18 protein-coding genes are annotated in these 20,860 nt (G+C 74.0%); 9 read left to right on the forward strand and 9 right to left on the reverse strand.

Annotated elements, in window-relative coordinates; all coding sequences use genetic code 11:
- Window positions 1-170: 170 nt before the first annotated feature.
- A complete protein-coding gene (locus ACFY60_RS10985) occupies window positions 171-908 on the forward strand; it encodes a VOC family protein (protein WP_388610584.1) in 738 nt (245 codons plus the stop codon).
- Window positions 909-939: 31 nt separating this feature from the next.
- Here ACFY60_RS10985 and ACFY60_RS10990 read toward each other — a convergent pair whose 3' ends face one another.
- Window positions 940-2,253 (reverse strand): MFS transporter, encoded by a 1,314-nt coding sequence (locus ACFY60_RS10990; RefSeq protein WP_388610582.1) that lies wholly within the window; start codon window positions 2,251-2,253, stop codon window positions 940-942.
- A gap of 526 nt (window positions 2,254-2,779) precedes the next feature.
- On the opposite strand from ACFY60_RS10990, the gene ACFY60_RS10995 reads away from it, so the two are divergent.
- The 3 genes from ACFY60_RS10995 (at window position 2,780) to ACFY60_RS11005 (ending at window position 5,942) form a co-directional block, all read left to right on the forward strand.
- Window positions 2,780-3,952 carry an ice-binding family protein gene (locus tag ACFY60_RS10995; protein WP_389457967.1) on the forward strand — a complete coding sequence of 391 codons (1,173 nt, stop codon included), beginning with the start codon at window positions 2,780-2,782 and terminating at the stop codon, window positions 3,950-3,952.
- Between the two features lie 261 nt (window positions 3,953-4,213).
- Window positions 4,214-4,807, forward strand: a complete 594-nt coding sequence (locus ACFY60_RS11000) for a DUF5819 family protein (protein ID WP_388610580.1) — start codon at window positions 4,214-4,216, stop codon at window positions 4,805-4,807.
- Window positions 4,808-4,967: 160 nt separating this feature from the next.
- Window positions 4,968-5,942, forward strand: coding sequence for an HTTM domain-containing protein (locus ACFY60_RS11005; RefSeq protein ID WP_388611032.1), 975 nt, complete (start codon window positions 4,968-4,970; stop codon window positions 5,940-5,942).
- 47 nt (window positions 5,943-5,989) lie between these two features.
- On the opposite strand, the gene ACFY60_RS11010 is transcribed toward ACFY60_RS11005, so the two are convergent.
- Window positions 5,990-7,315: an MFS transporter gene (locus tag ACFY60_RS11010; protein WP_388610578.1), complete on the reverse strand. Its 1,326-nt coding sequence runs from the start codon at window positions 7,313-7,315 to the stop codon at window positions 5,990-5,992.
- A 70-nt stretch (window positions 7,316-7,385) separates the two neighbouring features.
- Here ACFY60_RS11010 and ACFY60_RS11015 point away from each other — a divergent pair, with 70 nt between their 5' ends.
- On the forward strand, window positions 7,386-8,372 hold the full coding sequence (locus tag ACFY60_RS11015) for a GlxA family transcriptional regulator (RefSeq protein ID WP_388610576.1): 987 nt from the start codon (window positions 7,386-7,388) through the stop codon (window positions 8,370-8,372).
- On the opposite strand, the gene ACFY60_RS11020 is transcribed toward ACFY60_RS11015, so the two are convergent.
- The 3 genes from ACFY60_RS11020 to ACFY60_RS11030 all read right to left on the reverse strand — a co-directional run bounded on the left by ACFY60_RS11020 (window position 8,327) and on the right by ACFY60_RS11030 (window position 11,444).
- The gene (locus ACFY60_RS11020; protein WP_388610574.1) at window positions 8,327-9,544 is read right to left on the reverse strand and encodes an MFS transporter; all 1,218 of its coding nucleotides are present in this window, start codon (window positions 9,542-9,544) and stop codon (window positions 8,327-8,329) included. The two genes, ACFY60_RS11015 and ACFY60_RS11020, sit on opposite strands and share 46 nt — an antisense overlap.
- Before the next feature lie 474 nt (window positions 9,545-10,018).
- Entirely contained in the window at window positions 10,019-10,471 is a 453-nt protein-coding gene (locus ACFY60_RS11025) for an ATP-binding protein (RefSeq protein ID WP_309049509.1), read from the reverse strand.
- A 520-nt stretch (window positions 10,472-10,991) separates the two neighbouring features.
- Window positions 10,992-11,444: an STAS domain-containing protein gene (locus tag ACFY60_RS11030; RefSeq protein WP_388611031.1), complete on the reverse strand. Its 453-nt coding sequence runs from the start codon at window positions 11,442-11,444 to the stop codon at window positions 10,992-10,994.
- A 178-nt stretch (window positions 11,445-11,622) separates the two neighbouring features.
- Here ACFY60_RS11030 and ACFY60_RS11035 point away from each other — a divergent pair, with 178 nt between their 5' ends.
- The gene (locus ACFY60_RS11035) at window positions 11,623-12,204 is read left to right on the forward strand and encodes a sigma-70 family RNA polymerase sigma factor (RefSeq protein WP_309049510.1); all 582 of its coding nucleotides are present in this window, start codon (window positions 11,623-11,625) and stop codon (window positions 12,202-12,204) included.
- A complete protein-coding gene (locus ACFY60_RS11040; RefSeq protein WP_388610572.1) occupies window positions 12,201-13,541 on the forward strand; it encodes a maleylpyruvate isomerase N-terminal domain-containing protein in 1,341 nt (446 codons plus the stop codon). Before ACFY60_RS11035 ends, ACFY60_RS11040 begins: the two co-directional genes overlap by 4 nt.
- A 51-nt stretch (window positions 13,542-13,592) precedes the next feature.
- Here ACFY60_RS11040 and purU read toward each other — a convergent pair whose 3' ends face one another.
- Together purU and ACFY60_RS11050 are read right to left on the reverse strand one after the other, a co-directional pair.
- A complete protein-coding gene (gene purU / locus ACFY60_RS11045; RefSeq protein ID WP_388610571.1) occupies window positions 13,593-14,444 on the reverse strand; it encodes a formyltetrahydrofolate deformylase in 852 nt (283 codons plus the stop codon).
- 88 nt (window positions 14,445-14,532) lie between these two features.
- Entirely contained in the window at window positions 14,533-14,976 is a 444-nt protein-coding gene (locus tag ACFY60_RS11050) for a hypothetical protein (protein ID WP_388611029.1), read from the reverse strand.
- A 204-nt stretch (window positions 14,977-15,180) separates the two neighbouring features.
- On the opposite strand from ACFY60_RS11050, the gene ACFY60_RS11055 reads away from it, so the two are divergent.
- The gene (locus tag ACFY60_RS11055) at window positions 15,181-16,476 is read left to right on the forward strand and encodes an ABC transporter substrate-binding protein (protein WP_388610570.1); all 1,296 of its coding nucleotides are present in this window, start codon (window positions 15,181-15,183) and stop codon (window positions 16,474-16,476) included.
- A 41-nt stretch (window positions 16,477-16,517) separates the two neighbouring features.
- On the opposite strand, the gene ACFY60_RS11060 is transcribed toward ACFY60_RS11055, so the two are convergent.
- Together ACFY60_RS11060 and ACFY60_RS11065 are read right to left on the reverse strand one after the other, a co-directional pair.
- A complete protein-coding gene (locus tag ACFY60_RS11060; RefSeq protein ID WP_388610567.1) occupies window positions 16,518-17,933 on the reverse strand; it encodes a hypothetical protein in 1,416 nt (471 codons plus the stop codon).
- Window positions 17,934-18,235: 302 nt separating this feature from the next.
- Window positions 18,236-19,618: a transcriptional regulator gene (locus ACFY60_RS11065; protein WP_388610566.1), complete on the reverse strand. Its 1,383-nt coding sequence runs from the start codon at window positions 19,616-19,618 to the stop codon at window positions 18,236-18,238.
- 269 nt (window positions 19,619-19,887) lie between these two features.
- Between ACFY60_RS11065 and ACFY60_RS11070 the strand changes: the two genes are divergently transcribed.
- On the forward strand, window positions 19,888-20,565 hold the full coding sequence (locus ACFY60_RS11070; protein ID WP_388610564.1) for a bifunctional DNA primase/polymerase: 678 nt from the start codon (window positions 19,888-19,890) through the stop codon (window positions 20,563-20,565).
- The last annotated feature ends 295 nt before the right edge of the window (window positions 20,566-20,860 follow it).

Raw genomic sequence — 20,860 nt, forward strand, 5'->3', positions numbered from 1 at the left:
CCTCCACGTCGGGTTCGGCCTTACCACCGCACGCTCATCGGCAGCGGCCCGGTTCCCCGGTCACTCTCGCGAGCGATCGTCAACGCGCCACGATCACGGCCGGCGAACAACCCCAGGCGTCCGCGGTCGGATGGTGCCGGGCGTACGCGGACGTGCCTAGGATCGCCCCCATGCCCCTGCACCCCGTGCACGTCAACATCAAGGCCCTCGACACCGGAGTGGTCGGGCGGTTCTGGGCCGAGGCGCTCGGGTGGGTGGCGTATCCCGCCGGGGGGAGTGTGTACGTGGGGCCCGGCGGCGGGCCGGTGTGGCCCGATCCGGTCTTCCTCGGGGTGGACGTCGTGCCCGTGCCGGGGGCGAGGACGGCGGTGAAGAACGGGACGCACCTCGATCTCGCCACCACCTCCCTCGCCCATCAGGCCGAGCTGGTCGCGCGGCTCCGGTCGCTCGGGGCGGTGCCGGCCGACGTGGGGCAGGGGGACGTGCCGTGGGTGGTGCTCGCCGACCCGGAGGGGAACGAGTTCTGCGTGCTCGAGCCCCGGGAGGTCTACCGGGACACCGGGCCGATCGCGGCCGTGGTGGTCGACTGCGCCGATCCGCGGGAGATGGCCCGGTTCTGGGGTGCGGCGGTGGACTGGCGGCCGTGCGAGGTGACGGACGACCGCGCCGTGTTCCGGTCCGCCGCCGGCGCGGGGCCGTACCTGGAGTTCCTCCGCACCCCCGGCGGGAGGACGGCGGCGGACCGGGTCCACCTCGACCTGCTGCCGGGTCCCGGGGACGACAAGGCGGCGGAGGCGGACCGGCTGCGGGCCCTGGGCGCCCGGGATCTCGACATCGGCCAGGGGGACGTGCCGTGGACGTGTCTGACCGACCCGGAGGGCCACGCGTTCTGCGTCCTGGCGCCGTGAGCCGGACGCCCGCCGCGCTTCTCCGGGTTTCTCAGGCGCCCGCCAGGGCCGGGGTGTCCGTGTGGGGGCGGCGGATGACGAGGGCCATCAGGGCGGCGGCGGCGCACAGGGCGCCCGAGGCGTACCAGACGGGGTCGTAGGTGCCGAAGACGTCGCGGGCGACGCCGCCCGCGAAGGCGACGACGGCCGCGCCGACCTGGTGCGAGGCGAGGACCCAGCCGAAGACGATCGCCGAGTCGTCCCCGTACTGCTCGCGGCAGAGGGCGATGGTCGGCGGGACCGTGGCCACCCAGTCGAGACCGTAGAAGACGATGAAGAAGATCATCGGAGGGTGGACGGCGGGCGCGAGGAGCATCGGCAGGAAGAGGAGCGAGACGCCGCGCAGCGCGTAGTAGACGGCGAGGAGCCGCCGGGTGGAGAAGCGGTCGGTGAACCAGCCGGAGGCGATCGTGCCGACGACGTCGAAGACGCCGATCACGGCGAGCAGTCCGGCCGCGGCCGTGAGCGGCATGCCGTGGTCGTGGGCGGCGGGCGCGAAGTGGGTGCGGACGAGGCCGTTGGTGGTGGCACCGCAGATCGCGAAGGACCCGGCGAGCAGCCAGAACGGGCCGGTGCGGGCGGCCTTGAGGAGGACGGTGACGGCGCGGCGGGCGGCGCCGTGGGCGGGGGCGGGCTTGGGCACGTACTCCCCGCCGTACGGGGTGAGGCGGACGTCCGCCGGGTGGTCGCGCAGCAGCAGCCAGACGAAGGGGACGACGGCGAGCGCGGAGAGGGCGACGGTGACGGACGCGGGGCGCCAGCCGTGGTCCTCGACCAGCCAGGAGAGCAGGGGCAGGAAGACGAGCTGGCCGGAGGCGCCGGCGGCGGTGAGGATGCCGGTGACGAGGCCCCGGCGGGCGACGAACCAGCGGTTGGTCACGGTGGCGGCGAAGGCGAGGGCCATCGAGCCGCTGCCGAGGCCGACGAGGACGCCCCAGTAGAGGACGAGCTGCCAGGCGGCGGTCATCCACACGGTGAGGAGGGAGCCGACCGCGATGACCGTGAGGGCGACGGCGACGACCCGGCGGATGCCGAAGCGGTCCATGAGGGCGGCGGCGAAGGGGGCGGTCAGTCCGTAGAGGGCGAGGTTCACCGAGACGGCGAAGCTGATCGTGCCGCGTGACCAGTGGAATTCCTGGTGGAGCGGTTCGATCAGCAGGCCCGGCAGGGACGCGAAGGCCGCCGCGCCGATGATCGTGACGAAGGTGACCGCCGCGACGAACCAGGCGCGGTGGACGCGGGGGGTACGGAGGCCGGGGGGCGGGGTGCCGGGCGTGCGGGCGGGAGTCTCGGTTGTCTGGGCCATGCCACCGAGCTTCCCGTCCCGCCCCGCCGGCCCGCCATTGGCCCGAATGACAGCTTTCGAACGGATCGGGACACCTGGTTCGCGCACCGTCCACGGGCCGCCGCGCCGGCGCCGCGGGCGCCCGTCCCCCGTTCAGTGGCGGGCCCGGGGCGGCTCGCCGACGGCGACGCCGGGGAACGGGGTCCGTCGCCGCAAGGGAACACCTGACGCATACTCGGGAATTCGATTACGTGTAGCAGAGAATTCTCGTCCGAAGAATCGTTTCCGTATTGCGAGGAAACCTTTCCCTGGACGCTATCATGCATTTCGCGGACCAATAAAATGAGAGCACCCATTCCTATCGTCATGAATTGCTTTTTCTGAAACACCCCGACTCGCGGCCCGAATCGCTGCACCTTTTGTCCTTTCTGTTCGTAACGTGCGACCCACGACGAGGGCTTCCGGGAATCCGTCACGGGTCCCGGGGTCGAGGTTTCGCACAGAAAACCGGTTCTTGATGAAGCTCAAACACGCACGTCGGCGCCCCGTGTCCTCCTGGCTCGTGTCGGCTCTCGCCACCACGGTCGCCGCCGCGGTGGTGGCCGTCACTCCGTCCCAGGCGTTCGCCATCGCCACACCCGTGCCGCTGGGGACCGCGGACAGTTTCGCCGTCCTGGCCGGCCAGTCGGTCACCAACACCGGCCCCTCCGTGATCACCGGGGATGTCGGCGTCAGTCCGGGAACGGCCATCAGCGGATTCCCGCCGGGAATCGTGAACGGCACGTTCCACTCCGCCGACGCCGTCGCGCAGCAGGCCCAGACGGATCTCACGGCAGCGTTCGGAGACGCCGCCGGCCAGGCCAGCAACGGGGCACTTCCGCCGGACGCCGGAGGGCTGACGCTGGTACCGGGTGTCTACACCGCTTCCTCCTCCCTGGGCCTGACCGGCACTCTCACGCTCGACGCCCAGGGCGACCCCAACGCGGTCTGGGTTTTCCAGGTCGGTTCCGAACTGACCACGGCGTCCAACAGCCGCGTTGCTCTCATCAACGGTGGCCAGGCGTGCAACGTGTTCTGGCAGATCGGCAGTTCGGCCACGCTCGGCACCGACACGACGTTCGTGGGGAACATCCTGGCTCTGACCTCGATCACCGCCACCACCCGCGCGAGCATCGACGGCCGGGCACTGGCACGTAACGGCTCGGTCACCCTGGACACCAACCGCATCACGCGGGCCACGTGCAGCGGCGGGACCACCTCAGGCACCACGACCGGAACCACCTCCGGCACCACGACCGGCACCACCACGGGCGGTACCACGACGGGCACCACCACGGGTACCACGGGCGCCGTGCTGGGTGGCGTGCTCGGCGGGGTCGTGACCGGCGGCACCACCGGCGGCACCGGCGCGGTACTCGGCGGCGTGCTCGGCGGAGTCGTGACCGGCGGCACCACCGGCGGCACCACCGGCGGCACCGTCGGTGGCAACACCACCGGCGGGGGCAAGGGCGGGGTGACCGGCGGCGGCCACGGCGGCCACACCACCGGCGGCAGCAAGGGCGGGATGACCGGCGGCGGCCACGGCGGCAAGCCGGGCCACGGGGACCACGGCGGCAAGCCGGGCCACGGGGACCACGGCGGCAAGCCGGGCCACGGGGACAAGCCGGGCCACGGTGGCTACGGCGACAAGCCCCAGGAGCACAGCGGCCACGGAAGCTGATCCCCGGCGCGGCACCCGTGCCGTCGACGGGCAGCGCGCGGCGGAGCACCCCAGCGTGCCCGCCGCGCGCTGCCAGGGGCCACAGGACAGGAAGAACAGGGCAGAGCGGTGCTGGACGAAGAGGCAGTTGAGTACGCGCGTGAGCACGAGCGGTCCACCGGCCGGGTACGGGTCGTGGACACCCGGCACGGGGAGGGAGCCGGGCCGTCCGAACCGCTCGGACCACCCCGACCACCCCGAGGCGGGCGGTGGGGCAGACGGTTGCTGAACACCGCCGTGGCACTCTGCGTGCTCACGGTCCTGGTGCACGCCGTCCTGGTCTTCCTGCACGTGGCACCCGCCAACGTCGTTTCCCAGCGCTACGCGCGTCAGGTGAACGCCTGGGTGTATCCGCTCTTCGAGCAGAACTGGCGGCTGTTCGCCCCGGACCCGGACTCGGTGAACCGCACGATCTCCGCGCGGACCGCGCACACGGCCCGGGACGGCTCCGTCGAGGTCGGCCCCTGGACCGACCTGACCTCGGTGGACGTGTCCGCCATCGAGCACAGCGCCTTCCCGAGCCATGTCTCACAGAACATGCTGCGCAGGTCCTGGACGTCCTACGTGGAAGTCCTCGGTGGCGACGACGTTCCGCGCTCGGAAAGGGCCGTGATGATGCAGCGGTACCTGCGCAACATCGCGGCCGCGCGGATGGCGGACCTGAACGGCAAGCCGTTCGAGAACATCCAGCTCCGGGTCGTCACCGTGCCCGTGACCGCTCCCGGCGCCGCGGGTGGCGACCGCCGTCCCGCCCCTGCCCAGACTCGGCTTCTCCCCTGGTGGAAGGTGGGCTCCGATGCGTCCGACGGAAAGTGACCCGACCCCGCGCCCGGCGGCCCCGGACGATCCGGGCCGGCGGTCCCCGTTCGCCCTCACGACCGGACGGGTCCTCACCCGGCTGTCCGGTGCCGGGCGCACGGCCTGGACGCTGTTGACCGAACGCCCCCTGTCGCTCTACGCGGTCTCGGTCCTGCGCATGGGCTACGGTCTGCTCTACCTGGTCTTCCTCCTGCGCGAATTCCCGCACCGCGACCAGATCTGGGGGCCCGGTTCACCGTGGACGCCGGCGCTGGCGCGGCAGCTGTTCGATCAGACGGGCTGGGCGAGCGTGCTCACGCTGTCGGACAGCCGCCTCTATTTCGAATGCTGTTACGCGGCGGCGCTCGCCGTCTGCGCGCTGTTCGCGCTGGGCTGGCGGACCCGCGCGACGTCCGTGCTGTTCGCCGTGGTGGTCGCCTCGTTCCACGCGCGTGCGATCTTCATGACGGACGGCGGCGACAACCTCGTTCTCCTCATGGCGCTCTATCTCGTGCTCACCGCGTCCGGACGCCGTTGGTCCCTGGACGCCCGGCGGCTCCGCCGCAGGTCCGCCCGGAGCGCGCCGGGAAGGCGGCGGCCCGAGCCCGCGCCGCCGCACCGCTCGGTGCGGGACACGCTGGTCACGACCGTCCACAACTGCGGGCTTCTCGTGATCGCGCTCCAGGTCTGCTTCCTCTACGGCGCCGCCGGTCTGTACAAGGTGCAGGGCGGCACGTGGGGGGCCGGCACCGCACTGCACTACGTGCTGAACCTGGAACTCTTCCAGCCGTGGCCCGCGCTGTCGCACTGGATGGACGGGCAGACGGTGGCGACGGCGGTGGCCGGTTACGTGACCGTGCTCCTCCAGGTCGCCTTCCCCTTCGTGCTGTTCGGCAGGCTCAAGTACCCGGTGCTGGTCATGCTGCTCGGGATGCACGTGGGCATCGCCGTCCTCATGGGACTGCCCCTCTTCTCCGGCGCCATGATCATCGCCGATGCCGTCTTCCTGCCGGACCGCTTCTACACCGCGCTGGCGGACCGGTGCCGACGGGCGGTCCGGCGGACGGGAGCCCCGCTGGAGGCGTCTCCCGTGCGGAGCGGCGCCGTGCCGAAGCAGGGGAATCCCCCTTCCGCCGTCCCCGGTCGCCGCTGAGGACCCGTGTCCGGCGGTCTCCCGCGCGGTGACCGCGCCCCCGCCCCCTACACGCGCGGCAGTGTCCTGATCGGCCGTACGAGCAGGAGCGCGGCGACCACGAGGACCGCGACGCCCGCCCCGGCGAGCAGCACCCGTTCCGTGCCGACCGCCGCCGCGACCGGGCCCGAGAGGGTCCGGCCCACCCCCATCATGAGGAGCGAACCGGCCACGTCGTAGGCGTGCATGCGGTTGAGGGCCTCCTGCGGGACGTGCGTCTGGACGGCGGTGGACCACATCACCAGCCAGTACGCGAAGGCGGCACCGGCGATGAACTGGCCGGCGCCGAGGAGGACGACGGGAGCACCCGCGCCGAGCAGGACCAGGTTCACGGGGAGGCCGGCGAGGGCCACGGCGCCGGAGGCGAGGGGGCGGCGGGGGCGCAGCCGCAGCGCGAGCAGGCCGCCGGCGGCGCTGCCCGCGCCGTTCACGGCCATCAGCGCGCCGTACGCGGCGGAGCCGTGGTCCTCGGTGACCAGGTGGGCGGTCAGCGGCACCATGGGCCCGGCCACGGTCAGCCCGTACACGGTCCAGATGGAGATGACGCCCCACAACCAGCTCCGGGAGCGGAACTCCCGCCACCCGCCGACGAGTTCGGCGCCCAGGGAGCCGCGTGCGGCGGAGTCGGAGGGGAGGGCCGGTATCCGCATGAGGGCGAGGCAGAGGGCGCTGACGGCGAAGGTCACCCCGTAGACGGCGAAGGCGGCGCCCGCGCTCCACAGGGCGACGAGGAGTCCGGCGGCGGCCGGGCCCGCCATGGTGGTCAGCGCCTCGACGACCCGCAGGACGGCGTTGGCGCGCTGCACGTCGGGGGCGATGCGGGGGATGGTGGAGGCGACACCGGGCTGGAAGAGGGCGGCGCCGACTCCGCTGAGCGCGGAGAGGACGTAGACGGCCCAGAGGGGCGGGCTGCCGAGGGCGAAGGTGACGGCGAGGACGGCGGCTCCGGGCAGGCGCAGCACGTCGGCGAGGATCATCATGCGCCGGGCGGTGAACCGGTCGGCGAGGACGCCGCCGAAGAGGACGAGGACGGCGAAGGCGGCCGTCCACAGGCCGAGGGCGTAACCGACGGAGGAGCCGGGGTGGCCGGCGCCGAGGAGTCCGGCGGCGAAGGCGACCGGGACCATGCCCTCGCCGAAGACGGCGACGGCCCGGGCGACGAAGAAGAGACGGAAGTCCCGGTTCCACAGGAGGGGCGGGGGAAGGGCGGGGGACGGGAGGACGGGCCCGCCGGCGGCGTCCGTTCCCGCCGGGAAGGGGGGCGTAGTGGTGGCCGGGCGGTGGGGAATCGGCTCGGTGGCCTCAGACTTGTACGTGTTGTCCGTCACGGACACGTACTCGTACCAGGCAAATGGTCTGGACCACCAGTGAATTAACCGTCCCACCGGAGGGAGCACCCCGCCCGTGCAGCCGCCGCACCGCGTCGCCGTCCTCGCCCTGCCCGGACTCCTCCCCTTCGAGCTGGGCATCCCGCACCGCATCTTCGGCCGCGCCAAGGACGCGGCGGGACGGCCGCTGTACGAGATCGTGACCTGCGCGCCGGTCGCGGGGCCGGTGCAGACCGACGCCGATTTCGCCGTGCACGTGGAGCACGGCCCCGAGGCCCTCGCCACCGCCGACACCGTCGTCGTGCCCGCCTCGTACGAACTCGGCCCGGTGTACGAGGAGGGCCGGCTCACCCCCGAACTGGCCGCCGCGCTCGCGCACATCCGGCCGGGGACGCGGCTCGTCGCGATCTGCACCGGCGGGTACGTGCTCGCCGCCGCCGGTCACCTGGACGGCCGCCCGGCCACCACCCACTGGGCCTCGGCCGAGCACTTCCAGCGCCTCTTCCCCAGCGTGCGCGTCGACGCCGACGTGCTCTTCGTGGACGACGGGGACGTCCTCACGTCGGCGGGCGTGGCCGCCGGGCTCGACCTCTGCCTGCACATCGTGCGCCGTGACCACGGGGCGGCCGTGGCCAACGAGGTCGCCCGCAGGACCGTGGTGCCGCCCCACCGGGACGGCGGGCAGGCGCAGTACATCGCGCGTCCCGTCCCGGAGGCCGGCACCCACACCACCACCGCCGCGCGGGCCTGGGCCCTGGCCCACCTCCACGAGCCGATCCAGCTGCGCGACCTGGCGGAGCGGGAGGCGATGAGCGTACGGACGTTCACCCGCCGCTTCCGCGACGAGGTCGGCATCAGCCCGGGTCAGTGGCTCACCCAGCAGCGCGTCGAGCGCGCCCGGCACCTCCTGGAGACGACCGACCTGCCGGTCGACCGGGTGGCGCGGGACGCCGGTTTCGGTACGGCCCAGTCGCTGCGGGTGCACCTGATGAGCGCGATCGGGGTGACCCCGACGTCCTACCGGCGCACCTTCCGTACGGGCGCCCCGGCCGCCGGTTCCTGAGCGGCGGGGCTCCGGCGGGCGAGCCGCCGTTCCCCGGCCGCGCCGACGGCGGTGAGCAGGAGGGTCAGGGCGACCCCGTACAGGATCGCCGTCGAGGGGGCGACCACCTTGAGCAGGGCGCCCGCGAGGCTGCCGCTGACCGCGTAACCGGCGCCGACCGCCGCGTACATCACCGAGTAACCGGCGGCGAGCGCGGACGCCGGCAGGATCTGCCGGAGGGTCAGATTTCGGGTGAGCATGGCGGGTGCCTGGAGCAGACCGGCGGCGATCAGGACGCCGGCGAGGGCGGCGGTCCAGGGCAGGACGGCGAGGAGCGCGACACCGGCCGTCACGCCGAGGACCAGGACGACGGACTGCACGGGCAGCGAGCCGGGCCAGCCGCTCCGCAGGCCGTAGACGAAGGCGCCGGCGGCCGAACCGAGGGAGAAGCCGGCGAGCAGCGGTCCGGCCCAGCCGATGCCGATCCCGCGCTGGTCGAGGAGGGCGGGCAGGATGAGTTCGGCGAGGGCCAGGAGGCTGAGTCCGGCCGCGCCGAGGACGTACACCGGCCAGGCCCGCAGCAGCGCCCGGCGCGCCGAGGCGCCCCGTTCCTGCGGGCCGGTGGCCCAGCCGGGCGGGAGCAGCCACAGTCCGGCGACGGCCACGGCCATGAGGACGGCCTGGAGGAGCAGGGGGACGCCGGGGCCGGCTCCGAGGGCGAGTCCGGTCACGAGCGTGGGGGCGGCGGCCCAGATCGCGAAGGTGAGGATCGACTCCACGCTCATGGCCTGGGTGACGGCCCGCTCGGGGACGAGGCCGGTGAGCAGGGCGCGCAGGGCGCCGGGTACGGCGGCGGGTCCGGCGCCGGCGAGGAGGGCGAAGGCGCCGAGGACGACGGGGTGGGCGCCGGGCGCGAGGGCGGGACCGGCGAAGCCGGCGGCGCCGGCGGCGAGTCCGGCGGCCAGCTGCGGCCGGGCCCGCTCGGCCTTCGTCCGCATGCCGAGGACGGGGGCCGCGACGATCTCGCCGAGGACGTACGCGGCGGCGAGCACGGCCCCGAGGGTGTAGCCGCCGGGCCGCTCGCGGACGAGGAAGACGAACGCGAGGGGCGCCATGGCCACGGGGAGGCGGCCGGTGACGGTGACGGCGCACCAGGCGAGGACCGGGCGGGTGACGAGCTCGCGATACGGCATGGGACAGGACCGTACCGGGGGGCGGTCGGGGGGCGGTCGGGGGGCGCCCGGGAAGGAGCGAGCGCCGCCGCGTGGCCCGGAGCCGAAAAGTTGTCCACAGCCTGTGCACAGAGCGGGGCGCCGGCCCGTCCCCGGGGGGCCTGTCCCCCGCGCCGGCGGTACGGCCCCGCGCTCGGGGGCGGCGGCGCCAGGTCCGGGACGGCTTCACGGTGACGGCATCACGGTGACGGCTTCACCGTGACGGCGAACGCCCCCGAGCCGTCCGCGTGTTGGTTGTCCCGGCAGGGGTCATCGACTCTCCCCCTTGTGGGTACGGGAGTTCACGGGTGGCGGCGCGCTCGCGCGCGCCCCGAGCACGGCACGGCCGCCGCCACCCCGCCGCGATCCGCACACGCCGAGGGCCCACGTCACGCGGCCCTCGGCTCCCCTCGCAACGAATCGCTCACCCCAGGGTGGGCAAAACGGAACGAACCGTCAACAGCGCACCCGTCCGGGGGGCGTCACGCCTTCCACGGAGACCGGGACGACCGGCATCAGCGGCACCCGGTCGACCTCGCACCAGATGCTCTTGCCGGCCCCCTCGCGCTGCCAGCCCCAGCGGTCCGCGAGGCCGTCCACCAGCTCCAGGCCGCGCCCGTTGGTGTCGTCGCCCTCCGCGCGCCGGGGCCGTGGCGGGCGGTCGCTCGCGTCGGCGACCTCGACCCGCACCCCGCCTCCCGCCGCGAACAGCATGCGCAGCACGGCCGGGCAGCCGGTGTGCACGACCGCGTTGGTCACGAGCTCGGAGATGAGCAGCACCAGCGTCTCCGCCAGCGGCTCGTCGTCCCGTATGCCCGAACCCGCCAGCCGTGCCCGGGCCCACCTGCGGGCCCGTCCCACCTCGGCCGGGTCGGGCCCGACCTCCATCTGAACCTGAAGCACCTGCACCGCTCACACCATCCGAACCGGCGGACACATCGCCTCGCGCCTCACAGCCATCGACGCCCTTACGGAACGTGATTCCCTTGCGAGACAGCATGGTTGACGTACAGTCACCGCAACAAGCGCTTCAGGCATATTCCAGCGCGAAGGAGTACGCATGGTCCATACTGTGCGACGCACGCTGCGGGGAGTCGAACAGGAGCGCGCGGGGCGCCCCCTGGGGGCGCGAGCGGCGCACGTTCCCGGGCCCGGGGTCACCCCTGGGGCGACTCCGCGGCGTTCCGGGCCGGCGTGCTCTCGCATCCCACGGAGGGTACCGGAGCCGGAGGCCGACTCCGGGCCGTGACGGCCCGCGCGAAGGACACAACCCCGCATCGACTTTCCGTGCGTTTCCGGTCGCTTAGTGCGACCGCGCGCGCCCCCGCGTCACGGACCCCGCGGACCGGCCGGCCGCGCACACCGGGGCCGTCTCCGGCGGAACGTCAGGCGGCGGGGGCCGCGGGTCCTCCGACCGCACGGGAGGGGTTCACGTACGGGGCCGGGGAACGGTCGCCCGCCCCGCGGCGGCCGGGCCGGCGCCGGGGAGGCCCTCGCCCCCTGCCTCCGCCCCGTCGGCGTCCGCCTCCGTGAGCGCCTCCGGCACATCCCCGTACACCTCGAAGAGGCGCCGCACACCGAGGGCGGCGAGCACCCGGCCGACGTGCGGATAGGCCTCGTCGGGGGTGCCGGGTTCCGGCAGGATCAGGCGCAGGCGGCCCCCGCAGGAGCGCAGCAGCCGGCGGGAGGCGATCAGTACGCCCACTCCGCTGGAGTCGCAGAAGCGCACGCCGGAGAGGTCGACCACCAGGTCGTGCCGGCCCCGCGCGACCACCTCGTGGACGCGGCGCCGCACCCGGGGAGAGGTGACCAGGTCCAGTTCGCCCCGGATGAGCAGCACCGTCCAGGAGCCGTGGACGTTCTCGTCGATCTCGAGCTCGATCGTCGTCACGGCCGGTCGCCTGCCCCCCGCGGAGAAAGCGAAACCAATCATTCCGGGTATGACGTGTTCCTTACCATCCCGACCCGCGTCAAGGGCGCACTTGCGGCAAACGGGCGCACTCCGTCGGCGCCTCGCATTACTTTGGACGCCGGGAGTTCGGGAAGGTGGGAGGGTTCGGATGCCGAAGGACACGCCCTTGCGCTGGGACCGCAGGATGCAGCAGCGGCTCGCGCGCGGGGAGGCCGCCGCGCTGGGCGAGCTCTACGACCGGTTCGCCGCCCTCGTCCACAGCCTCGCCCACCGGGTCCTCGACGACGACGCGGCCGCCGACCAGGTCACCCGCGAGGTCTTCGGCTACATCTGGGAGAACCCCGACGCCTACGACCCGAAGCAGGGCAACATGCGCGGGTGGGTCGCCCGGCTGACCCAGCGGCAGGCCGTGCACCGGCTGCGGCAGGCCGAGGCCACGGCGTACGCGGAGACCGGGCAGGGCTCCGCCGAGGAACTGGAGCAGAAGGTGCGCCGGGCCTCCGTCGCGGCCCGCGCCGACTACATCGTGACCTCCATGCCGACGCCGCTGCGGGCCGCGCTCGAACTGGCCTACTTCCAGCGCCGGGACTACCGCCAGACCGCGGCCGACCTCGGGGTGACCGAGGACGAGGCGCGCCGCCGCCTGCGGCTCGGCCTCCAGCTGCTCTCCACCGCGAACACCCGGCCGCTGGAGGGCGGCGCCCCGCCCGGTTACGGACCGGGCCGGTGAGCGGGGCGAACGGCGACGAGGAGGACGTCGCACGCGCCCCCTGGATACCGGGCCCGCGCCGGTCGGCCGACGACCACGCCGACCTGAGCGGCGCGGTGCCGCCGTGGGACGCGGACAACGGCACGGAGCCGTGGCCGGAGCCGGAACGGCGGCAGGCGCCCGAGCCGGAGCGGTGGCGGGAGCCCGAACCCGAGCGGTGGCGGGAGCCGGAGCCCGAACCCGAGCCGGAGGTCCCCGTGCTCGACCACGGTGTGCTCAAGTCCCTCCTCGGGGCCTGGGCCCTTTCGGCGTGCTCCGCCGGGGAGACCCGGGCCGTCGAGGACCACCTCACCGTCTGCGCTCCGTGCGCCGAGGAGGCCCTGCGGCTGCGGGACGCCGTCGCGCTGCTCCACGAGGACCGCGACCTGGACCTCGATCCGCTGCTGCGCTCCCGGGTCCTGGAGAACTGCCTGGGCCGCCGCCCGGCCCGCATCCCCGTCCCCGACTGGGCGACCCCGTACGACGCGGAGACCGCGCGCCTGGACGCGCTGCTGCGGGACATCGGCGAGGCCGAGTGGCACGCTCCCGTACGGCTCCGGTGGTACGAGGACGACCGGCTGATGCGCCGGAAGTCCACCGTCGCCGGGCTGATCGGCCACCTCCTCGCGGTGGACGGCCTGGTGTCGGCGGCGCTCGGCCTGCCCGACCCGCTCGGCGGCGCCGTGCCGGAACTGTCGGCGCGGGAGCGGACGGAGGCGTTCTGGGCGAGTCTGGACCGGCCGCCGAACCGGGCCCTGCGCGCGCCGTGGCGGGACCAGAGCCACAGCCTCATCCGTACGGTCTCGTTCGCGGGGCGCGGGGTGGCCGACCTGACCGTCACCTACAAGGACTTCGCGCTGCCGCTGCGGGACTCGCTCCTGGAGCGGGCCTTCGAGTGCTGGGTGCACGCGGACGACATCGCGAACGCGGTGGCGTACCCGTACGACCCGCCGAGCGGCGCCCATCTCCACGGGATGATCGACCTGGCGGCCCGGCAGCTCCCGGGAGCCCTGGCCGAGCGGCGCCGCGCGGGCCGGGCGGGGCCGGTCCGGCACCTGGTCGCGGCCGGCGCGCCGGGCCGGACGCTGCACTTGGAGGTCGAGGGGGCGGGCGGCGGCCACTGGTACATCGCCCTGGACTCGCCGGCGGCGGTCGGCTCGCCCGACCACGCGGTGGCGCAGGTCGCGATGGACGGGGTGGAGTTCTGCCAGCTGGTGGCCGGGCACATCTCGCCGGAGGAAGCGGCGGCGGGCCAGGACGGCGACCGCGAGGCGATCCGCGACGTCCTGTCGGCCGCGGCCTCCCTCAGCCGTCTGTAGCGAGGCTCCGGCCCCGGGGCCCGCGCCGGACCCCGGGAGCGTCCGGTGGCGTCAGGCGAAGACGACCGTGCGGCGCCCGTTCAGGAGGATGCGGCGCTCCGCGTGCCACTTCACGGCGCGGGCGAGCGCCTGGCACTCCACGTCCCGGCCGATCGCGACGAGCTGGTCCGGGGTGACCTCGTGGCCGACGCGCTCCACCTCCTGCTCGATGATCGGGCCCTCGTCGAGGTCGGCCGTCACGTAGTGGGCCGTGGCGCCGATCAGCTTCACCCCGCGCGCGTGGGCCTGGTGGTAGGGCTTGGCGCCCTTGAAGCTCGGCAGGAAGGAGTGGTGGATGTTGATGATCCGCCCGCTCAGCTCCTTGCACAGGTCGTCCGAGAGCACCTGCATGTAGCGGGCGAGGACGACGAGTTCGACGTTCTCCGAGCGGACCAGCTCCAGGAGCTCGGCCTCGGCCTGCGGCTTGGTGTCCTTGGTGACGGGGATGTGCCGGAAGGGAATCCCGTAGGAGGCGACGAGCTCCGCGAAGTCGGTGTGGTTGGAGACGACGGCGGCGATCTCGACCGGCAGCGCCCCGATCCGCGAGCGGAACAGCAGGTCGTTCAGGCAGTGCCCGAACTTCGAGACCATGAGGACGATCCGCATCCGCTCGTCGGCGCGGTGGATCTGCCAGTCCATGGCGAAGGAGTCGCCGACGGCCGCGAAGCTGGCGCGCAGCTTGTCCACCGTCACCGGCGCCTCGGCCGAGAAGTGGACCCGCATGAAGAAGAGACCGGAGTCACGGTCTCCGAACTGCTGACTGTCCTCGATGTTGCAGCCGGTGATGAAGAGGTAGCTCGACACGGCGTGAACGATGCCCTGCTTGTCGGGGCACGAGAGGGTGAGGACGTACTGATCGGTCATCCCGTTAGCCTGCCACATGGCGCCGCCCGCCCCGGCCGCACGTCCGCCAGACGGAACGGTCCGGGCGGACGGAACGGCCGGGACCGCGTCACGAGCGCGTCATGATGCGGAGCAGGTCGAGGGAGCGGGGCGGCGTGTCGGGGTCCTCGCCGTCGGCCGTCGCCATCCGTACGTGGGCCTCGCGGGCGGCCCGCACGGCCTCGGGCCAGCCGGGGTGCTCCAGGTAGGCGCTGACCGGGGCGTCCGGGCCGACCTGGTGGAGGATGCGCAGGACCCGCAGGACGGCGACGTCCACGAGGGCGGCCTCGGCCGTGTCGCGGAAGATCGCGCCGACGTACTTCTCGGCCGACCAGTTGTCGAGCCAGGTGTCCTCGACCAGGCGGTAGACGGCGTCGGTGACGTCTCCGTATCCCTCCTGACCGGTCAGCCAGGTCGTCTCGTGGAAGGTGGGGTCGGAGAGCATGTGCAGCGCCGAGCGCACGTTGCTGCGCCAGCGCCACCACGGCATGTCGTTGAGCGGCATGCCGCCCATGGTGGAGGAGCGACGGCCGCGACGGGAAGAGTTCACCGAACCGGAGACAGGACTGGACACGTTTCGATCGTACGTTCCCCTTGTCCGGTAAGCGGACCCGCACCCTCCCGCTCCGGCGGCCGCCCCCGCAATTCACCTCGGTGTCACCGTCCGTTGAACCATGCTCACCGCCGCGTTACCCGTGAGGCGGAAATGTGCATGCCCATGACCGGTAGGCGACTGACCTCACTCCTCGCGTTCGTCACGACCACGGCGGCGGGAGCGTCGCTGCTCACCGGCTGTGGCGTGCTCCCTGGAGCCACGGGGGGCTCCAGGGAGCCCGTCACGGTGATGACGTGGGCTCCCGACCAGACCCGCGCGACCAACATGCCCGGCATGCCCGCGATGGCGCAGACCTTCGCCCGCTGGGTCAACGCCCAGGGCGGCATCGACGGCCACGAGCTGCGGGTCCTGACCTGCAACGAACAGAACAGCGCCGCCGGCGCCGCCGCCTGCGCCCGTCGCGCGGTCCGCGAGAACGCGGTGGCGGTCGTCGGCTCGTACAGCCAGAACGGCCGCGCGTTCATGGCCCCGCTGGAGGCCGCCGGCATCCCGTACATCGGCGGTTACGGCCTCACGGAGGACGAGTTCACGAGCCCGCTCTCGTACCCCGTCAACGGCGGCCAGGCCGCGCTCCTCGCCGGGCACGGCATGCAGCTCGCCGAGACCTGCCGCCGGGTCTCCCTGGTCCGGCCCGACACCCTCGCCGGGGACGAGCTCCCCAGCCTGCTCAACTCCGGTCTGCGCAAGGCCAGTCACCGCAGCGCCGTGGACATCCCGGCCGTGGAGGACGCGGCCGAGTACAGCCGGCAGGCCGCCCGCGCACGCGAACGCGCGGGCGCCGAGGACGGCTGCGTCGCCGCCGTGCTCGGTGAGCGGACCCAGACCTTCTTCGACTCCTTCCGCCGCCTCCCCGGGAACGGCGGCGCCGGCGACGGCGAGGGGAGGAACGGTGCGGGGGAGAACGGCGATCCGGTCCGCATCTCCTCCGTGCTCGGCAGCGTCGGCCAGCCGGTCATCGACCGCACCGGCGGCGCCCACAGCCCGTTCGAGGGCGCCTACGTCACCGGCTGGTACCCGGAGGCGACGCACCGGAGCTGGGAACCGATGCGGAAGGTCATCCGGGAGCACGCCTTCGCCGACAACCGGGTCGACCCGGCCGACGCGGGCGTCCAGACGACCTGGATCGCCTACACCGTCCTCAAGACGGTCGTCGAGTCCCTCGACAGCGACCGCATCAGCTCCGTGCAGATCACCCACGCCCTCGACCGGGGCGCCCGCATCGACACCGGCGGGCTCACCCCGCCGCTGCGCTGGAAGTACGAGGACCTGCTCGCCGCCCCCGGCTTCCCCCGGATCGTCAACCAGGCGGTGACCTTCCAGGTCGTGCGGGACGGACGCCTGGTGGCGCAGCGGCCCGGCTTCGTCGACGTCGGCACGGCCGTCCTCACGGCCCCCTGAGCGCCGGGGGGGGCCGAACGGCCCCGGGTCCGCCCGGCCGGTCAGAGCTGGGTGGGCGTACGGCGCTCCAGGCCGTACTTGTCGGCGGTCGGGTTCCACAGCCCGGCCGCCTTCCGCTTGGCCGTCGTCGCCTCGCCGCTCCGCTTGTTCGCCGCCACCAGCTGGTTGGTCGACGACGCCTTGCCGCCCTTGCAGGCCTTCTTGTCCTTCATCTGCAGGGCCCAGGCCGCGTAGTGGTCGTCCGCGGCGGCCGAGGCCTGCCAGGCCTTGGTGAGGGAGGCGGTGAGCGCGGCGTGGTCCGGGAGCTTGTCGACGGAGATCCCGCGCAGCCGCGTCACCAGGCCGCGGCGCTGCTTCGCCGCGTCCCGCAGGTCCGCCGCCGCCTTGTCGAGGTTCTTGCACTGCTTGATCGACTCGACCGAGCTGATGACCGTGTCCCGGCTGCTGTTGCTCGTCGCGAGGAGCCTGTCCAGCTCCTGGGCCTGCGGCTCCGCCGGGTCGGCGGGCTTCTCCGGCGGCGCGGAGGACGAGGGGGTGACCTCGGCGGAGGGGGTCGGGGAGGAGCTCGCGGCCACGTTCTGCCCGGCCGCCTTCGGGTCCTCCTCGTCACCGCCGTTGAGCAGGATCCCCGCGCCGAGCCCGACGACGGCGCAGCCCACGACCACGGCGGCGATCAGCGCGACCGGCGACTTGCGGCGCGGCGCGGGCTCGTCGTCGTAGTAGGCGTCCTGGTAGGCGAACTGCTGCGCGGGAGGCTGCGGGGGCTGGTGCTGCTGGTGGTTCTGCTGGGGGTACGCGGGCGGGGCCGGCTGCCCGTACCCGTGCGGGGCCTGCGGCTGCTGCGGCGGGGCCTGCGGGGCCGGGTCCCGGAAGAGGTTGTCGAACTCCGCCGGCGGCCGGCGGTCACCGGGCTGCTGTCCCGGTACGGGGGCGATGTACTGGGTCGCGTCGGAGGCGCCGGCGGGCGCCGCCCCCTGGTGCGGCAGCGGCCCGGTCCCGAGGAACTGCGTGTCGGAACCCGGGCCCTGCCGGGGCGGCACCGGGGCCATGTGCTGGGTCGCCTGGAGGTCACCGGGAGCGGGGGCGCCGGGGTGCGGATAGCCGTACCCCGGCTGCGGGGCCTGCGGCGGCGGCATGGCGCCCGGGACCGGTCGCATGTGCTGGGTCGCCTGGAGGTCACCGGGAGCGGGGGCGCCGGGGTGCGGATAGCCGTACCCCGGCTGCGGGGCCTGCGGGGCCTGCTGCGGCGGGACGGGGGCCAGGTACTGCGTCGCCTGCATGTCGCCCGGCGCGGCCTCAGGGGGCAGCGGCTGCGCGGGCGGCAGCGGCTGCCCGCCCGGCTGGGCGCCGGCGGGGCCGGGCGCGCCGGCCCACGGCTGCGCTCCCCCGTGGCCGCCGTGCTGGGCGGGGGGCACCGCCGGGTACTGCGGCTCCGGACCCTGTCCGTTCTGCGTCACCGGGACTCCTACTGATGGACCTACGGAATCGTCGGCTCACGCTACCGGGTGCGCCCCGGGCTCCGCACACACGTGTGAGTGCGGTAACACAAGGCTGTTACAGAAGGGCCGTCCGCGTCGGGACGGAAGGGACACGACACGTGAGGGCCGGCCGTACGGGCGCCCCCGGACGAGCCGTCGGGCGGCGCCCGGACGCACCGTGCCCCGGCGGCCCGGGCCGCCGAACGCACCACCTTCCGCGGCGAGTCCGTCCCGCGCTCGCCCGTGTGCCGCCGCCGGGGGCCGTCCGGCGGCGGCGCCCCTCATGCCGCCGCCAGGTCCAGGCGCACGCCGAACTCGCGTACCGCCGGCTCCCGCGCGAACGGTTCCAGGCGGTCGCGGAGGTCCTCCAGGTACTCCGTGCCCCGGGACGACCTGAGGGTGCCGAGGAGTTCGATCGCCTGGGTGCCCGTGCGGCAGGCCTCCTCCAGTTCCCGTTGCTGGATCTGGGCGGAGGCGAGCAGGGCGAGGCCGATCGCCCGGCGCCGCGCCCGCGACTCCGGGTGCCCGGCGAGGGACTGGCGGGCCGCCCGCGCCGCCGCCTCCGCCTGGCCCAGGTCCCGGTGGCAGTGGGCCAGTTCGTCGGCGAGGTAGGCGTGGTCGAAGTGCCGGATCCACGCCGGCTCGTCGCCCGACTCCGGGTCGGCCCGGTCCAGCGCCCGTACGGCCTCGCCCGCCGCCACCTCGAAGGAGCGCACGTCGCCGAGGAGCGCGTGGCCCCGCGCCTCCGCCGCGAGGAACATGGCCTCCGCCCGGGGCGGCACCTTCCCGCGCGCCCCTTCCTGGGCCGCCCGCGCCAACTGGGCGATCTCGCGCGGGTTTCCGAGCTGCGCGGCGAGGTGGCTCATCGAGGCGGCGAGGACGTAGCCGCCGTAGCCCCGGTCGCCGGCGGCCTGCGCGAGACGGAGGGCCTGGATGTAGTAGCGCTGCGCGAGGCCCGGTTCACCCGTGTCCACCGCCATGTACCCGGCGAGTTCGGTGAGGCGCGCGACCGCCGCGAACAGCTGGCGCCCCACGGCCTCCCGGTAGGAGCCCGACAGCATGCCGGACACCACGCTGTTGAGGTAGTGCACCACCACGGGCCGCACGTGCCCGCTGCCGAACCGGCGGTCGAGGTCGACGAGCGCGTCCGTCATCTCCCGTACCGCCGCCACGTCCGCGACCCCGACCCGGGCGCCCGCCGAACGGGCCACGTGGGCGTCGGCGGCCGTGATCAGCCAGTCGCGGCTCGGCTCGACGAGCGCGGAGGCGGCGACCGACGAGCCGGACAGGAAGTCCCGCCGGCCGATGTCGCTGCGCCACAGCTCGCAGACCTGCTCGATCGCACCGAGGACGGTCGGCGCGAACTGGAGACCGACACCGGCCGCGAGATTCCGTCCGTTCGCCATCCCGATCTCGTCGATGGTGACCGTGCGGCCCAGTTTGCGGCCCAGCGCCTCCGCGATGATCCCCGGTGCCCTGCCGCGCGGCTGCTGGCCGCGCAGCCAGCGTGCCACCGAGGTCTTGTCGTACCGCAGGTCGAGGCCGCGCTCCGCGCCGACCACGTTGACCCTGCGGGCGAGGCCGGCGTTGGAGCAGCCCGCCTCCTGGATGAGTGCCTGAAGCCTTTCGTTGGGCTGACGCGCGACGAGTGATCTGGCTGCCAATGCATACCCCCTGAGGCCGTGCTGGGATCACGAGAGAAGTGATCACTGCCCGGTGAATATCCGGTCAATGCCGATGTGAACACGCGAAACCGGACACGCCGGCCGGCGCCCGCGGCGGACGCTCCCACCCCTGCGTACCCACCCCCCGCTCCCCGCCCTCCCGCGCGCCCCCGCCGATGCTTCGATGCGCCCCGCGTGCAGGATCGATGCCTCACACCCCGCGCGGCGGCGCCCGTAACCCGGGGTGGTGGGGGAAGTTGAGTTCTTTCGTGGAAGAGACCATCGGAGTCACGGAAGCCGCACAGATCCCCCAGCAGCGCGGCGAGCAACTGCTGGACAGCGCCGTGCGGTACGCGGAAGAACGCCACTGGGACGTGGTCCCCGGGACCTGGCTGGAGGCGGTCGAGGGCAGGGAGCGCTGCTCCTGCGGCGCCGGGACGTGCGCCCTCCCCGGCGCGCACGCGGCCAGACCCGACTGGTCGACGATGGCGACCGGGAGCGCCGTCGGGGCGCGCCGGATGTGGACGAAGCAGCCGAAGGCCTCCATCCTGCTGCCGACCGGCCGTACCTTCGACGCGATCGAGGTGTCCGAGTCGGCGGGCTTCCTGGCGCTCGCCCGCATGGAGCGCATGCAGCTCACGCTGGGGCCGGTGACCTGTACGCCCGACCGCCGGATGTTCTTCTTCGTGCTGCCGGGCGCCGCCGCCAAGGTGCCGGACCTCGTCCGCAAGCTGGGCTGGATGCCGGCCTCCATCGACCTCGTCACGCGGGGGGAGGGCCACTACGTGGCGGCCCCGCCGACCCGGGTCGGCGGACAGGGCGCGGTCCAGTGGGCCCGCCGCCCCACTCCGGCCAACCGCTGGCTGCCGGACGCGGAGGAGCTGATCAGCCCCCTCGCGTACGCCTGCGGCCGGGAGGCGGCGGACGCGCGGACCCGGGCCCGGTGACCCCGGCGCGGTGACCCGCGCCCGGTGGCCCGGGGCGGTGCCCCGGTCCGGACGGCGGTGGCCGGTTCTGACGTCACCCTTATGGTGGAACCCTTTCAGCACGGGGACAACCGAAGGGTTGACACATCATGCCTGACCAGGCATTTGACGGAGTGTCCGGCGCGGCGGGGGGCCCCCCCCGGGGGGGGGGGGGGCCCCCCCGGGGGGGGGGGGGGGGGTGGGGGGGGGGGGGGGGGGGGGGGCCGGTGCGGCGGGGATGTCCAGCTTGGCGCGGAGTCCGTCGAGCAGGTAGGCG

Origin of the sequence: Streptomyces sp. NPDC012827, from assembly GCF_042900905.1 — a bacterium.
Classification (GTDB): domain Bacteria; phylum Actinomycetota; class Actinomycetes; order Streptomycetales; family Streptomycetaceae; genus Streptomyces; species Streptomyces gulbargensis.

Bases quoted from the DNA above. Each gene is read 5' to 3' on its own strand.
- ACFY60_RS10985 (WP_388610584.1), top strand. From the start codon at position 171: ATGCCCCTGCACCCCGTGCACGTCAACATCAAGGCCCTCGACACCGGA.
- ACFY60_RS11035 (WP_309049510.1), top strand. From the start codon at position 11,623: ATGCCGAAGGACACGCCCTTGCGCTGGGACCGCAGGATGCAGCAGCGG.
- ACFY60_RS11005 (WP_388611032.1), top strand. From the start codon at position 4,968: ATGGGCTACGGTCTGCTCTACCTGGTCTTCCTCCTGCGCGAATTCCCG.
- ACFY60_RS10990 (WP_388610582.1), bottom strand. From the start codon at position 2,253: ATGGCCCAGACAACCGAGACTCCCGCCCGCACGCCCGGCACCCCGCCC.
- ACFY60_RS11020 (WP_388610574.1), bottom strand. From the start codon at position 9,544: ATGCCGTATCGCGAGCTCGTCACCCGCCCGGTCCTCGCCTGGTGCGCC.
- purU (WP_388610571.1), bottom strand. From the start codon at position 14,444: ATGACCGATCAGTACGTCCTCACCCTCTCGTGCCCCGACAAGCAGGGC.
- ACFY60_RS11055 (WP_388610570.1), top strand. From the start codon at position 15,181: ATGACCGGTAGGCGACTGACCTCACTCCTCGCGTTCGTCACGACCACG.
- ACFY60_RS11050 (WP_388611029.1), bottom strand. From the start codon at position 14,976: ATGGGCGGCATGCCGCTCAACGACATGCCGTGGTGGCGCTGGCGCAGC.